Source organism: Rubellimicrobium mesophilum DSM 19309 (assembly GCF_000600335.2).
GTDB lineage: Bacteria > Pseudomonadota > Alphaproteobacteria > Rhodobacterales > Rhodobacteraceae > Rubellimicrobium > Rubellimicrobium mesophilum.
Window position 1 is genome coordinate 88,959 of record NZ_KK088560.1, and the last position, 14,920, is coordinate 103,878.

The window sequence follows — 14,920 nt, forward strand, 5'->3', positions numbered from 1 at the left end:
TGGGAGGACGCATCCATGGACCTGCCGCTCGACGGCGCGATCAGCGAATACTTCAAGGACGAGGCGCCCTCCGACGTGCGCCGGCTCATTGAGGGAGCCGACAAGGACGACGTCCTGAACCCGCGCTATCCCTATCCGGAGGAGATGAAGCGCCATCAGTACGAGGAGGAGATGCACCTCCTCCAGGTGGAGCTCGTCCGCTTCCAGGCCTGGGTGAAGGAGTCCGGCGCCCGCGTCGCCATCCTGTTCGAGGGACGCGACGCGGCCGGCAAGGGCGGCTCGATCAAGGCCTTCAGCGAGAACCTGAACCCGCGCGGCGCCCGGGTGGTGGCCCTGGCCAAGCCGACCGAGATCGAGGCCGGGCAATGGTACTTCCAGCGCTACATCGCCCAGCTCCCCACGGCGGGCGAGATCGTGCTCTTCGACCGGTCCTGGTACAACCGGGGCGTCGTGGAGCACGTCTTCGGCTTCTGCACGCCCGAGCAGCGCGCCACCTGGTTCGAGCAGGTCGGTCCCTTCGAGGACATGCTGGTGAACGAGGGCATCCACCTCTTCAAGTTCTGGCTGAACGTCGGACGGGCGACGCAGCTCGAGCGGTTCCTCGACCGTGAGCGCGATCCGCTCAAGCAGTGGAAGCTGAGCTGGATCGACGTGGAAGGCCTGAAGAAGTGGGACGAGTATTCGGCCGCCATCGCCGAGACGCTGATCCGCACCCACTCCACCCGGACGCCCTGGACGGTGCTGCGCGCCGACGACAAGCGGCGGGCGCGGCTCAACGTCATAAGGTCGGTGCTGACGCCCATCGACTACGGTCGCAAGGACGCCAAGGCGGTCGGCGCCCTCGACCCCAAGGTCGTCGGAGGGCCCGAGGTCGTCACCACGGGCGGAGGCGTCTGAGCGTGCTCAAGCGCGGCTACCACCACGGCAATCTGCGCGAGGCCCTTGTGCAGGCCTGCCTCAAGCTGATCGCCGAGAAGGGGCCGACAGGCTTCACCCTCTCCGAGGCCGCGCGCGAGGCGGGGGTCACGCCGGCTGCCGTCTACCGCCACTTCGAAGGGCGAGACGACCTCATCGCCGAGGCGGCGCGGCAGGGCTACGAGATCTTCGGCGACCTGCTGGAATACGCCTACTCGAACGGTCAGCCGTCCGCTCTCGCCGCCTTCGAGGCGACAGGGCGGGCCTATCTCGCCTTCGCGCGAAAATACCCCGGGCATTACGTGGCGATGTTCGAATCGGGCATCTCGGTGCAGCGGACGCCGGAGCTCGCCACGGCCGCGCGCCGCTCGATGGAGGTCATGGAGCGGGCCGCGCGGGAGCTGTCGCAGCACATCCCGCCCGAGAAGCGTCCGCCGCCGGCGATGTTCTGGGCCCATGTCTGGGCGCTGTCGCACGGGGTCGTGGAGCTCTTCGCGCGCGGCACGCCGGGGACGCGCAGCCCCTTCCCGCCCGAGGACCTGCTGGAAACGGGGATCGGGGTCTATCTTCGGGGGCTGGGACTCATTCCACCGGACGCCTGAAGGGACACCACGATCTGGTCAGAGGACGCAGCTTCCCCTACCCCGCCGGGCGGCCACCCAGGGACGGGATCACCATGGCAGGCAAACGTTGAGGATCTCTTAACAGCGGGAAGACGGATCGCAAAAAACCGCAACGCCGATCACGTTCACGCCGGTCCGTCCCAAGGAGATGGGGTGCCGACCGGCAAGGCCAAAGGCATCAGCGCGCCTCGGGCCTCGCCTCAGCGGCTCAACACAACCAGCGAACGTTCGTCCCAGGCGACCTTGGTCGGCGTTCCGACATCGAGCACCGGGCGGCCGATCAGGTTCTTCATGGAGATGGTGAGGGGCTCCTCCACGCCGGGGATACGCACGTCGTAATAGGTCATGTCGCCGTAGTAGACGACCTCGTCCACGACGCCCTCGGCCACCCGGCGGTCCGTCGTCTCCCCGGGAAACAGCAGGCTCAGGGTCTCGGGCCGGATGCCCACGGTCGAGTTACCCTCGATCACGCCGCCGGGAGCCTGGTCAGGTTCCACGGCTCCACGGCCGAGGCCCGCCACCTCCACGACGATCCGGTTTCCCTCCATGCCCACCTCGGCCGGCAGCAGGTTCATCTTGCCGATGAATTCGGCCACGCGGCGGGAATTCGGACGACGATAGAGCGTCTCCGGGTCAGCCATCTGTCCGATCGCGCCCTCGAACATGACGGCGATGCGGTCGGACATGACGAGCGCCTCCTCCTGGTCGTGGGTGACCAGGATGAAGGTGATGCCGACGTTCCGTTGCAGTCGGATGAGCTCCACTTGCATGTTCTCGCGCAGCTTCTTGTCGAGCGCGGAGAGAGGCTCGTCGAGGAGGAGGACCTTGGGCTTCAGGATCAGCGCACGCGCCAGGGCGACGCGCTGGCGCTGGCCACCCGAGAGGGCATGGGCGGCACGGTTGCCGTAGCCGCCGAGGCCCACCATCTCCAGCGCCTCGGCCACGGCGCGGGCGCGCTGCTCCTTGGGGCGCGGGTCGCGGCGGAGGCCGAATCCGACGTTCTCGGCCACCGTGAGGTGCGGGAAGATGGCGTAGGACTGGAAGACCATGTTGGTCGGCCGGTGGTTCGGCGGCACGCCCGACATGTCCTTGCCGTCGATCACGAGTTGGCCCGAGGAGGGCTGCTCGAACCCCGCGATGGTGCGCAGGAGCGTGGTCTTGCCGCAGCCGGAGGGACCCAGGAGCGAGAAGAACTCCCCCTGCCGGATCTCGAGGTCGATGCCGCGCAGCGCGTGGTAGTCGCCGTAATGCTTGTGGATGCCGCGAAGCTGGATGAGCGGCGTCGCCGGCGGCTTCGATTGGACGTTCACAGGAAGCCTCCGCTGTCCTTGAGGCCGGCGCGGGCCACGCCGCGGCGCCGGAAGTATTCGGCGATGACGAGAAGGGTGATCGACAGCGCCACCAGCAACGTGCCGAGCGCCATGATGACGGGCAGCGACTTCACGAACCGCGTGAGCCCGTAGATGTAGACCGGCAGCGTCGGGTTCGCCCCGGTCAGGAACTGCGCCAGTACGAAGTCGTCGAGCGAGATGATGAAGCAGATCAGCAGCGACGAGATGATGCCGGGGAAGACGAGCGGCAGGGTCACCAGCCGGAAGGCGCCCCACCGCGTCTCGCCCAGGTCCTGCGCCGCCTCCTCGAAGGCGGGGTCGAGGTTGGCGAAGGCGCCGTTGAGGATCGCGATGGAGAACGGCAGCGAGATGACGACATGCGCCAGGATCACCGTCACGTTGCTGAGCTGCAGGTCGAGCACCTGCCGCACCACGACGAGGAGCGACACCGCGATCACGATCTCCGGCAGGACGAGCGGCAGCATGATGAAGCCGAGGATGCCGCGCTTGCCCGGGAAGGCGGGGCCGCTCGTCGCCCGCGCGGCGCAGACGCCGAGAAGCGTGGCGATCAGCGAGTTCAGCACCGCGATGACGAGGGAATTGCGCAGCGCCTGATGCAGCGCCTCGGTCGTCCAGAGCTCCTGGAACCAGTGCGTCGTGAAGCCGGTCAGCGGGAAGGCGATGACGGAAGCGTCGTTGAACGCGAAGAGCGGGAGCAGCAGGATCGGGGCGAACAGGAAGACAAGGTATAGGAGCGCGTAGGCCCGAAGCCATCCCCCGCGCATCATGAGCGCCCCCGGAGCCAGCGGCGGTTCAGGAAGAGGAAGACGAGGCTGATGATCCCCACCATGAGCATCGTCACGATGCTGAGCGCGGCACCGAGCGGCGCGTCGTTGCCCTTGAAGAACTGCGTCTGGATGGTGTTCGCGACGAGCCGTCCGCCCGCGCCGAGCATGAGCTGCGGCGTCACGTAGTCTCCGATCGTCGGGATGAAGACGATGAGCACGGCGCCGACGATCCCGGGCACCGACAGCGGCAGCGTCACCCGCAGGAAGGTCGAGAACCGGCTCTCGCCCAGGTCCTGCGAGGCCTCGAGGAGGCTGCGGTCGATCTTCTCCAGGGCGACATAGATCGGCAGGATGGCGAACACGGCGTAGGCGTGCGCCATGGTGATGATGACCGAGGCCAGGTTGTAGAGCAGGAACTCCAGCGGCTCCCTGATGACCCCGAGCGCCTGCAGGCCCGTGTTGATGACCCCGTTGAAGCCCAGGATGACCTTCCAGAGGAAGACGCGGATCAGGTAGCTCGACCAGAAGGGAATGGTGATCAGGAACAGCCACAGCGACTTGCGCGACGGATCGACCACGAAGGAGACGAAGTAGGCGACCGGATAGGCCAGGACCACCGTGATCGCCGTCACCGTCGCCGAGACGAAGAGCGATACGGGGATCACGCCCCAGTTCTGGGCGTTGCCGAGGATGTACTGCGGCTGCGTGAAGATCGCCCGGTAGTTGGCGAGGGTAAAGGTCGTGTCGAAGTCGAGGCCGGTCTGCGTCCAGAAGCTGATCAGGACGATCGCGACGAGGGGAAGGGCGAGCAGCAGGAGGGAATAGAGGAACGGCGGCGACAGGAGCGCAGCCGTGCGCGCCTGAGGTGACCTATCGAAGATGCTCATGGAGCCGGAACGTCCCCCTCGCCCATTTGCGGCGGATGTTCAACGACTTCGCGCCAAGGTCAACGGTTAAAGACCGAATACCGCGCCAGCGACGCAAGGTTCTGTGGATCACTGACCCCTTCGGGGACGCCGAGGGGCGGCACCGCGCGGATGCCGCCCCCATGAGCCCTGCGAAGCGGATCAGCGCTTCGAGAACTGGAAGCTCCGGCGCGCCTTGCGCTTGCCGTACTTCTTGCGCTCGACCACGCGGGCGTCGCGGGTCAGGAAGCCCGCGGCCTTGAGCGAGGGACGGAGCGCCGGGTCGAAGAGCTGGAGCGCCTTGGAGATGCCGTGCTTGACCGCGCCGGCCTGGCCCGAGAGGCCGCCGCCGGTGACGGTCGCCATCACGTCGAACTGGCCGGTGACGCCGGCCACCGAGAAGGGCTGGCGCAACACCATCTGGAGCACGGGACGGGCGAAGTAGACGTTCATCTCCTTGCCGTTCACGGTGACCTTGCCGGAGCCCGGCTTGATCCAGACGCGGGCGACGGCGTCCTTGCGCTTGCCGGTCGCGTAGGAGCGGCCGAGCTCGTCGCGGACGGGCTCGCGCGGGGCGGGCGCGGGGGCGGCGTCGACGGGCGCAGCGACGGCGGCCGTGGCGGCGCCGAGCTGGTCGAAGGACCTGATCTGGTCGGCCATGTTATGCGGTCCTCGTGTTCTTCGGGTTCATGGACTTGACGTCCAGGACTTCGGGCTGCTGGGCGGCCATGCCGTGCTCGGTGCCCGCGAAGACGCGCAGGTGCGAGAGCTGCTTGCGCGACAGGCGGTTGCGGGGAAGCATCCGGCGGATGGCGTTCTCAACCACGCGCTCGGGGTGCGCGCCCTCGAGGATCTGGGCCTTGGTGCGGGACTTGATGCCGCCCGGATAGCCGGTGTGCCAGTAGAAGTGCTCCTGGCGCTTGTCACCGGTCAGTTGCACCTTGTCGGCGTTGATGACGATGACATTGTCGCCCATGTCCATGTGGGGCGTGTAGGTGGCCTTGTGCTTGCCACGAAGGCGCATCGCGACGATCGAGGCGAGGCGGCCCAGAACGACGCCCTCGGCGTCGATCAGGATCCACTTCTTCTCGATGTCCGCGGGGGTCGCGGTAAAGGTTTTCATCGGGGTGTCCCAGGATTGAAGGCGGGGAGGACCCCGCGTCGGAATGCCGGGGTTATACGGATTCGGGCCGGCGCGTCAACCGCGTGGAGGAAGTTTGTTCTAGGTGGAATCAGCGACTTAAGCATTGAGGTATATGATTACCTCACTCGGTCGATCCGATGGCGGGATGGAATAGGTCAGGTTCGCCCGGGCCACCGGTCCCGCCGTGCCCTCGCTGAATATCCGCGCCTCGACCACGACGAGCACCCTGCCGAACTTGAGGATCGTGGCCTCGCACAGGAGGTCGCGGCCGGGCGCGGGCTTGCGGAGGAAGTCGATGCCGGCGTTCGTCGTGACCGCGAGGGGCCGCCAGCCGATGCGGGACAGGATCGCGCAATAGGCGGCCACATCGGCCAGCATGAACATCGCCGGCCCGCCGAGGGTCCCGCCCGGCCTGAGGTGCCGGTCCGAGACCTTCAGCCGGACGGTGATGGAATCGTCGGTCAGCGCCTCGATCCGGACCTCGTCCGCGACCTGCGGGAACTCCTGCGCCAGGAAGTCGTGAAGCTCGGGGATCTCCATCTGGGGCATGGTCAGAGCCCGTACAGGTCTCCGAACTTGGCTTCGAGATAGTCGAGCAGCGGTCCCTCGCTTGGGTCGAAGCCGACGGCGGTCGCGACGGTCTGACGCGGTTCGCGAAGGCCGCCGTGGCGCTGCAGGTTCTCACGCAGCCAGCCGACTGCGCGCGAGGTATCCCCGCGCGCGAGGTCGCCGTCGAGCTCCGGGACCGCGTCGCGCAGCGCCTTGTGAAGGCAGCCGGCATAGACGTTCCCCAGGGAGTAGGTCGGGAAGTAGCCGAACAGGCCCACCGACCAGTGGACATCCTGGAGAAGCCCGTGCGACGGCCGATCCAAGGCGAAGCCGAAGTCCTGGCGGAAACGGTCGTTCCAGGCGGCCTCCAGATCGGCCACCTGAAGGTCGCCCCGCATCAAGGGCTGCTCGAGGTCGAAGCGCAGGAGGACGTGGAGGTTGTACTGCACCTCGTCGGCCTCGGTGCGGACGTAGCCGTCCGACACTCGGTTGACGGCGCGATGGAACGTCTCCTCGTCCGGGACGCCGAAGTCGCCAAAGACCTGCCGCATCCGCCCGTAGAGCCAACCCGTGAAGGCGCGCGAGCGGCCGAGCTGGTTCTCGTAGATGCGGCTCTGGCTCTCGTGGACGCCCATCGAGGCGCCCTGCCCCAGCGGCGTCAGGAAATGCCGGGCGTCGATCCCCTGCTCGTAGGTCGCGTGGCCGACCTCGTGGATGGTGGAATAGATGCAGTTGAAGGGGTCCGTCGGGTTGGTCCGCGTGGTGATCCGAACGTCGAGGCCGCTCCCCGAGGAAAAGGGATGGACCGCCTTGTCGAGGCGCCCCCGGGCGAAGTCGTAGCCGAAGGCGCGGGCTACTTCGTTCGCGATGACGAGCTGGGCCTCCTCGGGGAAGCTGCCCTGCATCTCCGGCACTTGAGGGGCGGCCTTGATCGTCTCGCGCAGGGCCACGAGTCGCGGGCGAAGGGCGCCGAACATCGCCGTCAGCTCGGCGGAGGAGGTGCCGGGCTCGTAGTCGTGGAGCAGCGCGTCATAGACGTCGCCACCGTTCGCGATGGCCTGCCCCTCCTCGCGACGGAGGCGCACGACTTCCTCCAGCACCGGCAGGAAGGCCGCGACGTCCTCGTTCCGGCGCGCCTCGGCCCAGATGCCCTGCGCGCGCGAGGTGACGCGCGCAAGCTCGGCCGCGAGGCGGGCGGGCACGCGGAGGTTGCGCTCGTAGCGGCGGCGAATCTCGCGCAGGTTGGCGCCGGCGGTCTCGTCGCCGGCCTCGGAGGCGGCCAGCCACTCGCCCAGACGTGGGTCGGTCCGTCGGGCGTGGAGGACGCCTTCCAGCGCGGCCATCTCCTCGGCCCGCTGCGCTGCGGCGCCCGAAGGCATCATGGTCTCCTGGTCCCATCCGAGCCGGCCCATGACCTGGGCCAGGGCCTCGGTCTCGCGCTGGAAGGCCATGAGGTCGACGTAGGCAGTCATCGGTGCCCCCGGATGCTGGTGGGAATGGGGTGGCGGGCCAGGAAGCGGCCCCGGATCACGAGCGTCCAGAGCAGGATCGCGCTCGCCTGGTGAGCGATGGCGACATGGAGCTGCGCCATCGACAGCACGGCCCAGATGCCGAGCAGGACCTGGAGCGCGACGGCCGCAAGGATCAGGTGGAAGGCCAGCCTCGTCGACGGATGGGGCGAGCGACGGCCGTGCAGCCAGACCACGACGGCGAGGATGGCGACGGCGTAGCCGGCCATCCGGTGGATGAACTGCACCAGCCCAGGGCTCTCGAAGAAGTTGCGCCAGAGCGGCTGGAGATCCAGCGGATCGGGCGGGAGGAAGCCCCCGGCCATGTCGGGCCAGGTCGGGAAGGCCCGGCCAGCGTCGATGCCCGCCACCAGCGCGCCAAGGATGATCTGCAGGAACAGCAGGTGCATGAGCCCCGGTCGCGCCCGAGAACAGCCTCGGCTCGCCCCTGCCGCCGGGCCGTCAGCAGCTCGGTCTCGCGTCGCGACAGGAGCAGAATGTCCCAGGCCAGGAGGCCCAGGATCGCGAAGGCGAGGCCCAGATGGGTCGCGAGTCGGTAGGAGGCGACCGAGGTCATGCCGTTTTCGAGCCCCGAGGACACCATCCACCAGCCCACGACGCCCTGGAGGCCGATCAGCACCCCGACCGTCAGCAGCCGCGCCGTCCAGCCCGACGGCAGCCGCCGGGTGGCGAGGAAACCCACGAACCCCAGGATGAAGACGAGGCCGATCACGCGGCCGAGGAGCCTGTGGCTCCACTCCCACCAGTAGATGAACTGGAAGTCCGAGAGTGTCATGCCCTGGTTCATCAGCTCGTACTGCGGGCTTTGGCGGTAGAGGTCGAACTCCGCCTGCCAGTCTGCCGCGCCCATAGGCGGGATCGTCCCGGTCACGAGGTTCCACTGGGTGATCGACAGCCCCGAGTCGGTCAGCCGCGTCAGGCCGCCGACGAGGATCATTGCCACCACCAGCACGAAGATCAGCCCGAGCCAGAGCCGAACCCAGCGGCGGGCGTCGGGCCGTCCCCGGTCGATTGCCCCGGTCGTCGTGGCGGGGCGCTCGGAGGTGCCGACCTCCTCGAAGATGCTGCGCGGCTTGGTCGCCATCCTTGTCCCCCTTGCTCCGGCAGGGGTCTAGTGCCGGGCGGCGGCCCCTTCAAGACCGGCCCTTCGGCGCCTCGCGGCAAGTTGGCCGTCAGTCGTCGCGCCGGCGCGCCCAGCGGACCATCTGCCTCAGGATGCCGTGGAGCGTCTGCACGTCCTGCCCGGTCAGCGGCATCCGGCTCCAGAGGTTCCGCAGGGAGAGCTTCATGCTCTCGGCCTTGTGGTCGGGGAAGAAGAAGCCCGCCTCCGTGAGGCGTTCCTCGAAGTGCCGCGCGAGGTGGTCCATCTCCAGGGCGCTGGCCTTCTGCGTCCCGGCCATCTCCTCGCGCACGGCAGGCGCCTCGTGGGTCGCGCGGCGCCATTCGTAGCCAACCAGCAGGACGCATTGCGCGAGATTGAGCGAGGGGAACTCGGGGTTCACGTCGACACTGATGATGGCGTTGGCCCGTGCCACGTCCTCGTTCTCTAGCCCCGCCCGTTCCGGGCCGAAGAGGATGGCGACCCGCTCCCCTTCCGCGATCCGACGCGCCATGTCCTGGGCGGCCGCCTCGGGCGTGAACACCGTCTTGGTGAGGTCACGGGGCCGCGCGGTCGTCGCATAGACGAAGGTGCAGTCCCCGATCGCGCCCGTCAGGTCCCCATGCACCTGCGCCGCGTCGAGCACGCGCCCGGCCCCCGAGGCCATGGCCACCGCGCGCGGGTTCGGCCAGCCGTCTCGCGGGTCCACGAGCCGCATCCGTTGCAGCCCGAAGTTCCACATGGCGCGGGCGGCGGCGCCCACGTTCTCTCCCATCTGGGGGCGGACGAGCACGACGGCGGGTTCCTGGGGTCCTTGCATGGCGCGCTGAATAGGGGTCCGGGCGCCCGGGGGCAACCGCTTGCAAACGCGGGCCGCGCGTCTAGAAGCGTCCGGACGCCCCGGAGGACCGCCCGATGACCGACACGCGCGACAGGCCGCAGATCACCCTCGTCACGCCGCCCGAGCTGGAGCTGTCCACCTTTCCGGACCTCCTGGGCCGCGCGCTAGATGCCGCGCCGGTGGCCTGCCTCCGCCTCGCCCTCTCCACGCGGGACGAGGATCGCATCGGCCGCGCCGCCGATGCACTGCGCGAGGTGGCCCATGCCCGCGACATCCCCCTGGTGATCGAGGGTCATGTCCTCCTTGTGGGGCGGCTTGGCCTGGATGGCGTCCATCTGACCGACGGCGCCCGATCGATCCGCAAGGTCCGCAAGGACCTCGGAGACGATGCCATCGTGGGTGCGTTCTGCGGCGCCTCGCGCCACGACGGCATGACGGCGGGCGAACTCGGGGCCGACTACGTGAGCTTCGGGCCGGTGGGCGCGACCGGGCTCGGCGATGGGCGGCAGGCGGGCCGCGACCTCTTCGAGTGGTGGTCCGAGATGATCGAGGTCCCGGTCATTGCCGAGGGCGCCCTGGATGAGGATCTCGTCCGAAGCCTCTCACCCGTCACGGACTTCTTCGCATTCAGCGCCGAGGTCTGGGACGCCGAGGACCCGGCTGCGCGCCTCCGCGCACTCGACGCAGCGATGGGCTAGAGCGCGGAGCGGACCGCCGTCTCCGCCTCGGCCCCGAGCGATTTCCGGTCCCGTCCTGCGACTCGGATCGGCGCATGGTAGGTGACCCGGACCCGGCCCGCGCGACGCGACGCCAGCACCGAGAGAGCATGGGACCCGAACTCCATGCCGCCCCACCAGCCGTAGAAGCGTGGATCCTCGCCCTCCGGCGAAACCCAGGACAGCGTGACGGGCTGCACGGCCAGTCTCTCCGGCAGGCCCGGCGCGAGGAGCCCTGCGAAGAGCGCCGGCTTGAAGGGCAGCACCCGACGGCCGTCGGTCGAAGTCCCTTCCGGGAAGAAGAGGAGCGTCTCCCCATGAGTCAGCCGTCCGGTGATCGCGAGGGCTTGCTCCGCCACCTCGCCCCGGGCCTCGCGTCGGATGAAGAGGGTGCCGGTCGCGCGAGCCAGATGGCCGATTCCGGGCCAGTCCGCCACCTCGGACTTGGCCACGAAGACGATCGGCGCCAAGGCATTCAACGCGAAGATGTCGAGCCACGAGGAATGGTTCGCCACCATCGCGCCGGGCCCCCGCATAGGCCGACCCGCCACCTCGAGTCGAATTCCCAAGAGCGCGAGGGCTCCGCGGCACACCAGCACCGTCACCCAGGGCGACACGGGCCGGCGGGGACCGCATAGCGGCCGCTCGACCAAGCGGATCGCCATCTTGATCGCGAGTCCGAGGACGAGGAGCACCGTCAGCGGCCCACCACGAGCCACGGCCCTCGCCCAGCCTGCGGGACCGGGGCGGGCGTGGACAGGATCGGGGACCTCCCGCCAGGTGATGCTCACCTCCGACGCTCGGCGTAGATCGCGCGCGAGCGTTCGCTCAGCATCGCGGTATGCAGCACCATGCACACGTCGATGCAGCCGAATTCGCGATCGAGGAACGCCCCCTCGCCGACCTTGCCACCCAGGCGAAGATAGGCCTTCACCAAGGCCGGAGTGGCCAGCATCGCGGTCCGCCGGTCGGCGTCACGGGCCGGCCGGGGGCTAAGCGGAACCGGCTTCAGCGACCGGGGCCGGATCTCCCCGGGCGCGAGATGGTCGCGCTGCAGGCAGGCCAGGGGCTCCGCCACCGCATCCGAATCGGTTCCGGGGAACGAAGCCAGCCCGAAGAGGAGCTCGACCCCCCGCTCCTCGACCAAGGCGGCGAGGCCCTGCCAGAGACGGTGCATGGCCGCCCCCCCGCGGTGGTCGGGATGCAGGCAGGTGCGTCCGACCTCGAGGAGGCGCCGGCCCGAACGCCGCAAGGCCGAAAGATCGAACTCGGCCTCCGAGGCGAAGCGCCCCGCTCGCGCTGCCCCCTCCTGCGTCATCACCCGCGTCGTTCCGATCACCGCCTCTCCCCGCATCGAATCCAAGAGGAGAAGGTGCTCGCAATGGGCGTCGAACTCATCGGCCTCGATGCCCGCGCAGGGGTCGGAGAGCCGCCCGCCCATCGCCCCCAACTCCTCGACGAAGACCTGATGGCGCAGGGCTTGGGCCGCTGCTTTCTCGGCCTCCGTGGCGGCCAGTCGCAGGGCGAAGAACGGCGAGTGGCGGGTCATGAGGAGACAGTTCTATTTCGACGGCGGCTGCGATTCCTACGCCCGCGTTAACCCATTGGCAACCAAACTGGGGTAGTCCTGTGGACGAGTACCCTTCACGCCTGGGATGGTCCCAGCGACACAAGGGTCAGCGGAATGCGCGTGCCATCGATGACGATCTTGCCGGCCTCAGGAAAGTTGACCGTAATGCGGCCGCCGATGGAGGACTGCACCTGCCCGACGCCCCAGTCGGGGTGGTCCGGGTGGGCGACCAGCATTCCCGGAGCCAGTATCGCATTCAAGTCGGTCATGGCACCCCCGGGTATGGCCGTCGCGCTGCGGAACAGACTGGAAAGGTGCCCTGGTTCATGAGTGAAGTCCATAACGCCGCCGAGGAGGCCCCGATCGCCGTGGCTCCCCGAACCTCGCCACCGCGCTGGCGTCTCGCATCTGCCACGACCTCATCAGCCCTCTTGGAGCCATCGCCAACGGCGTCGAGCTTCTCGTGCTCTCGGGCACCGAACGAACGCCCGAGATCGACCTGATCGCCGAAAGCGTCGAAAGCGCGAACGCCCGACTTCGGTTCTTCCGCCTCGCCTATGGCGCGGCTGGCCAGCAGCGCGTCGGCCGGGGCGAGGTGACCCGCATCCTTGCCGCCCTCGCGCGCGGCAGCCGGCATTCCTACGACTGGTCCGCCGAGGGTGACCACCCCCGCGACGAGGTCAAGGCCATCTTCCTGCTGTTCCAGTGCCTGGAAACGACGCTTCCGCTCGGCGGTCGGCTCGTTGCACGGAAGGTGGACGAGTCCTGGGTCGTCTCGGCCGAGGGTCCCCGTCTCCGAGCCGACGGCCCGGCCTGGCGCGCCTTCGACCCTCGGACCGACCTCCGCCCCGGAACGGCCGCCGAGGTGCAGTTCGCGCTTCTGGCCGATCTCCTCGGCGATCTCGGGCGTCCGCTCGCCTTCTCGGCTACTCCGCAGCGCATCGAGGCCCGCTTCTGAAGGAACTTCGCAGGCCTTCGCCTTGTTCGGCCGGCAGGAGGGTCGGTCCGGAGCATGGAGATGGAAGAGGCCGATAGCCTGCGGCGCGTCGCCATGGCGTTCGACCTGGCCGCTCGCGCGCACGAAGGCCAGCGGCGAGGCGCAGGACGGCGGGAGCCGTTCATCAGCCACGTCGCCGATGTCGCCCGCCGAGTCGCGCAAAGTCCGGCACTCGACGAAGAGACGTTGCTCGCGGCGCTGCTCCATGATGTCGTGGAGAAGACGGATCACGACATGGCCGAGGTCGAACGTCTGTTCGGCTCGGAGGTGGCGTCCGTGGTCGCCGAGCTGACGGACGATCGATCGCTGCCAAGTCGAGAGCAGAAGCACCGCCAGATCGAGGAGGCCCCGCGCTTCTCGGATCGGGCCAAACGGATCAAGCTGGCCGACAAGGCCTCCAAGCTCGCTTCCATCGCGGCCAAGCCGCCGGGGTGGTGGGGGCGCCCGAAGGCCCGGCGGGAGGTGGAACAGGCCCGCAAGGTCGCTGCGGGGCTTCGCGGCTTGGACCCTGTGCTCGAGCAGGCCTTCGACGAGGAAGCTCGGCGCGCGGACGAAGCTCTCTCCTAGTGGAAGGGGATCAGGGGTGATCGAGACCCGCCGATGCGTTGAAAGCGTGCCGAATTTGCTGCGAAATGTCCTGCGCGATCCGATCAGGAGCGGACCGTTCCATCCCCGGTGACGAGATACTTGAAGCTCGTGAGCTGCTCGGCCCCCACGGGTCCGCGGGCGTGGAGCTTGCCGGTGGCGATCCCGATCTCGGCGCCCATGCCGAACTCGCCTCCGTCGGCGAACTGGGTCGAGGCGTTCCGCATCAGGATAGCGCTGTCGAGCTCGTGGAAGAAGCGTTCGGCGGTTGCGTCGCTCTCGGTCAGGATCGCTTCGGTGTGACCGGAGCCATACTTGCGGATGTGGGCGATGGCCTCGTCCACTCCGTCCACCAGCTTGGCGGCGATGATCTTGTCGAGGAACTCGCGGCCGAAGTCGTCGGGGGCGGCCGGGACCGTGCCGGGAACCTTGAGGAGCTCGCCCGTCGTGCGGACCTCGACGCCGGCCTTGAGGAGGTCCTCGATCAGGACTGGCCCGTGCTGCGTGTAGAAACGCCAGTCGATCAGCAGGCATTCGGCCGCGCCGCAGATTCCGGTGCGGCGGGTCTTGGCGTTCAGGACGACGCGACGGGCCTTGTCGAGGTCGGCGTCCTTGTCGGCGTAGACGTGGCAGATGCCTTCGAGATGGGCGAAGACCGGAACCCGCGCCTCGGACTGGACGAGGCCGACCAGGCCCTTGCCGCCGCGGGGGACGATGACGTCGATGTGCTTCACCGCGCCGAGCATGGAGGAGACCATCGCGCGGTCGCGGGTGGGCACGAGCTGGATCGCATCCTCCGGGAGGCGCGCCTGGCCGAGGCCCCAGCGCAGACAGTCGTGGATCGCGGTCGAGGAGTGGAAGCTCTCGGAGCCGCCGCGCAGGATCACGGCGTTGCCGGCTTGAAGGCAGAGCGCGCCGGCGTCGGCGGTGACGTTCGGGCGGCTCTCGTAGATGACGCCGATGACGCCGAGGGGCGTCGCGACGCGCTGGATGTGGAGGCCGGAGGGCACGTCCCATTCCGCCAGGACGCGGCCGACCGGGTCGCGCTGCGCCGCCACGGTGCGGAGGCCGTCGGCCATGGCGCGGATGCGGCGGCTGTCGAGAGTGAGCCGGTCCACCATCGCGGGCGAGAGGCCCTTCGCCTCGGCATAGGCGAGGTCCTCGGAGTTGGCGTCCAGGATCTCCTGCTCGCGCGTCTCGATGGCGTGGGCGGCGGAGATCAGGGCAGCATACTTCCGCTCGGAGCCGGTGGTGGCGAGAACCTGGGCGGCGGCGCGGGCGCGGGTGCCCATGTCCTCCATGAGCGCGGGGATGTCGGTATCGTCCAG

General features: G+C 68.7%; 17 protein-coding genes and 1 pseudogene. 5 read left to right on the forward strand and 13 right to left on the reverse strand.

Annotated elements, in window-relative coordinates; all coding sequences use genetic code 11:
- Positions 1-15 precede the first annotated feature (15 nt).
- Together ppk2 and RUMESO_RS06950 are read left to right on the forward strand one after the other, a co-directional pair.
- Positions 16-897, forward strand: coding sequence for a polyphosphate kinase 2 (ppk2, locus tag RUMESO_RS06945; protein WP_037279166.1), 882 nt, complete (start codon positions 16-18; stop codon positions 895-897).
- Between the two features lie 2 nt (positions 898-899).
- Positions 900-1,517 carry a TetR/AcrR family transcriptional regulator gene (locus RUMESO_RS06950; RefSeq protein WP_037279168.1) on the forward strand — a complete coding sequence of 206 codons (618 nt, stop codon included), beginning with the start codon at positions 900-902 and terminating at the stop codon, positions 1,515-1,517.
- A gap of 221 nt (positions 1,518-1,738) precedes the next feature.
- Here RUMESO_RS06950 and RUMESO_RS06955 read toward each other — a convergent pair whose 3' ends face one another.
- From RUMESO_RS06955 to RUMESO_RS06995, 9 genes and pseudogenes are all read right to left on the reverse strand, one after another.
- Complete coding sequence (locus RUMESO_RS06955; RefSeq protein WP_037279169.1) at positions 1,739-2,848, reverse strand: ABC transporter ATP-binding protein; 1,110 nt, start codon at positions 2,846-2,848, stop codon at positions 1,739-1,741.
- Positions 2,845-3,654, reverse strand: a complete 810-nt coding sequence (locus tag RUMESO_RS06960) for an ABC transporter permease (protein WP_037279359.1) — start codon at positions 3,652-3,654, stop codon at positions 2,845-2,847. The genes RUMESO_RS06955 and RUMESO_RS06960 overlap by 4 nt, the downstream gene beginning before the upstream one ends.
- Positions 3,654-4,544, reverse strand: coding sequence for an ABC transporter permease (locus tag RUMESO_RS06965; protein WP_037279171.1), 891 nt, complete (start codon positions 4,542-4,544; stop codon positions 3,654-3,656). The genes RUMESO_RS06960 and RUMESO_RS06965 overlap by 1 nt, the downstream gene beginning before the upstream one ends.
- 180 nt (positions 4,545-4,724) lie before the next feature.
- Positions 4,725-5,222: a 30S ribosomal protein S9 gene (gene rpsI / locus RUMESO_RS06970; RefSeq protein WP_037279172.1), complete on the reverse strand. Its 498-nt coding sequence runs from the start codon at positions 5,220-5,222 to the stop codon at positions 4,725-4,727.
- 1 nt (position 5,223) lies between these two features.
- Positions 5,224-5,685, reverse strand: coding sequence for a 50S ribosomal protein L13 (gene rplM, locus RUMESO_RS06975; RefSeq protein ID WP_037279174.1), 462 nt, complete (start codon positions 5,683-5,685; stop codon positions 5,224-5,226).
- Positions 5,686-5,802: 117 nt separating this feature from the next.
- Positions 5,803-6,255, reverse strand: a complete 453-nt coding sequence (locus RUMESO_RS06980; RefSeq protein ID WP_037279175.1) for a PaaI family thioesterase — start codon at positions 6,253-6,255, stop codon at positions 5,803-5,805.
- 2 nt (positions 6,256-6,257) lie between these two features.
- Positions 6,258-7,727: a carboxypeptidase M32 gene (locus RUMESO_RS06985; RefSeq protein WP_037279176.1), complete on the reverse strand. Its 1,470-nt coding sequence runs from the start codon at positions 7,725-7,727 to the stop codon at positions 6,258-6,260.
- Positions 7,724-8,868 (reverse strand): annotated as a pseudogene (ctaA, locus tag RUMESO_RS06990) (heme A synthase). Before ctaA ends, RUMESO_RS06985 begins: the two are co-directional and overlap by 4 nt.
- 88 nt (positions 8,869-8,956) lie before the next feature.
- Positions 8,957-9,703: an RNA methyltransferase gene (locus tag RUMESO_RS06995; protein WP_037279177.1), complete on the reverse strand. Its 747-nt coding sequence runs from the start codon at positions 9,701-9,703 to the stop codon at positions 8,957-8,959.
- Between the two features lie 95 nt (positions 9,704-9,798).
- Between RUMESO_RS06995 and RUMESO_RS07000 the strand changes: the two genes are divergently transcribed.
- Entirely contained in the window at positions 9,799-10,422 is a 624-nt protein-coding gene (locus RUMESO_RS07000; RefSeq protein WP_037279179.1) for a thiamine phosphate synthase, read from the forward strand.
- Here RUMESO_RS07000 and olsA read toward each other — a convergent pair.
- The 3 genes from olsA to RUMESO_RS07015 all read right to left on the reverse strand — a co-directional run bounded on the left by olsA (position 10,419) and on the right by RUMESO_RS07015 (position 12,279).
- Positions 10,419-11,231, reverse strand: coding sequence for a lyso-ornithine lipid O-acyltransferase (gene olsA / locus RUMESO_RS07005; protein ID WP_037279181.1), 813 nt, complete (start codon positions 11,229-11,231; stop codon positions 10,419-10,421). The two genes, RUMESO_RS07000 and olsA, sit on opposite strands and share 4 nt — an antisense overlap.
- A complete protein-coding gene (locus RUMESO_RS07010) occupies positions 11,228-11,989 on the reverse strand; it encodes a GNAT family N-acetyltransferase (RefSeq protein ID WP_037279183.1) in 762 nt (253 codons plus the stop codon). Before RUMESO_RS07010 ends, olsA begins: the two co-directional genes overlap by 4 nt.
- A 95-nt stretch (positions 11,990-12,084) precedes the next feature.
- Positions 12,085-12,279 carry a DUF3553 domain-containing protein gene (locus tag RUMESO_RS07015; RefSeq protein WP_037279361.1) on the reverse strand — a complete coding sequence of 65 codons (195 nt, stop codon included), beginning with the start codon at positions 12,277-12,279 and terminating at the stop codon, positions 12,085-12,087.
- A gap of 194 nt (positions 12,280-12,473) precedes the next feature.
- On the opposite strand from RUMESO_RS07015, the gene RUMESO_RS07020 reads away from it, so the two are divergent.
- Together RUMESO_RS07020 and RUMESO_RS07025 are read left to right on the forward strand one after the other, a co-directional pair.
- Complete coding sequence (locus RUMESO_RS07020; RefSeq protein ID WP_245639178.1) at positions 12,474-12,968, forward strand: histidine phosphotransferase family protein; 495 nt, start codon at positions 12,474-12,476, stop codon at positions 12,966-12,968.
- A gap of 54 nt (positions 12,969-13,022) precedes the next feature.
- Positions 13,023-13,574 carry an HD domain-containing protein gene (locus RUMESO_RS07025; RefSeq protein ID WP_051521100.1) on the forward strand — a complete coding sequence of 184 codons (552 nt, stop codon included), beginning with the start codon at positions 13,023-13,025 and terminating at the stop codon, positions 13,572-13,574.
- Positions 13,575-13,657: 83 nt separating this feature from the next.
- Here RUMESO_RS07025 and RUMESO_RS07030 read toward each other — a convergent pair whose 3' ends face one another.
- A complete protein-coding gene (locus tag RUMESO_RS07030; RefSeq protein ID WP_156362749.1) occupies positions 13,658-14,920 on the reverse strand; it encodes a glutamate-5-semialdehyde dehydrogenase in 1,263 nt (420 codons plus the stop codon).

Bases quoted from the DNA above. Each gene is read 5' to 3' on its own strand.
- ppk2 (WP_037279166.1), top strand. From the start codon at position 16: ATGGACCTGCCGCTCGACGGCGCGATCAGCGAATACTTCAAGGACGAG.
- RUMESO_RS07025 (WP_051521100.1), top strand. From the start codon at position 13,023: ATGGAGATGGAAGAGGCCGATAGCCTGCGGCGCGTCGCCATGGCGTTC.
- RUMESO_RS07015 (WP_037279361.1), bottom strand. From the start codon at position 12,279: ATGACCGACTTGAATGCGATACTGGCTCCGGGAATGCTGGTCGCCCAC.
- rpsI (WP_037279172.1), bottom strand. From the start codon at position 5,222: ATGGCCGACCAGATCAGGTCCTTCGACCAGCTCGGCGCCGCCACGGCC.
- RUMESO_RS07010 (WP_037279183.1), bottom strand. From the start codon at position 11,989: ATGACCCGCCACTCGCCGTTCTTCGCCCTGCGACTGGCCGCCACGGAG.
- RUMESO_RS06965 (WP_037279171.1), bottom strand. From the start codon at position 4,544: ATGAGCATCTTCGATAGGTCACCTCAGGCGCGCACGGCTGCGCTCCTG.
- RUMESO_RS06960 (WP_037279359.1), bottom strand. From the start codon at position 3,654: ATGCGCGGGGGATGGCTTCGGGCCTACGCGCTCCTATACCTTGTCTTC.
- RUMESO_RS06995 (WP_037279177.1), bottom strand. From the start codon at position 9,703: ATGCAAGGACCCCAGGAACCCGCCGTCGTGCTCGTCCGCCCCCAGATG.
- RUMESO_RS07000 (WP_037279179.1), top strand. From the start codon at position 9,799: ATGACCGACACGCGCGACAGGCCGCAGATCACCCTCGTCACGCCGCCC.
- rplM (WP_037279174.1), bottom strand. From the start codon at position 5,685: ATGAAAACCTTTACCGCGACCCCCGCGGACATCGAGAAGAAGTGGATC.
- RUMESO_RS06980 (WP_037279175.1), bottom strand. From the start codon at position 6,255: ATGCCCCAGATGGAGATCCCCGAGCTTCACGACTTCCTGGCGCAGGAG.
- RUMESO_RS06985 (WP_037279176.1), bottom strand. From the start codon at position 7,727: ATGACTGCCTACGTCGACCTCATGGCCTTCCAGCGCGAGACCGAGGCC.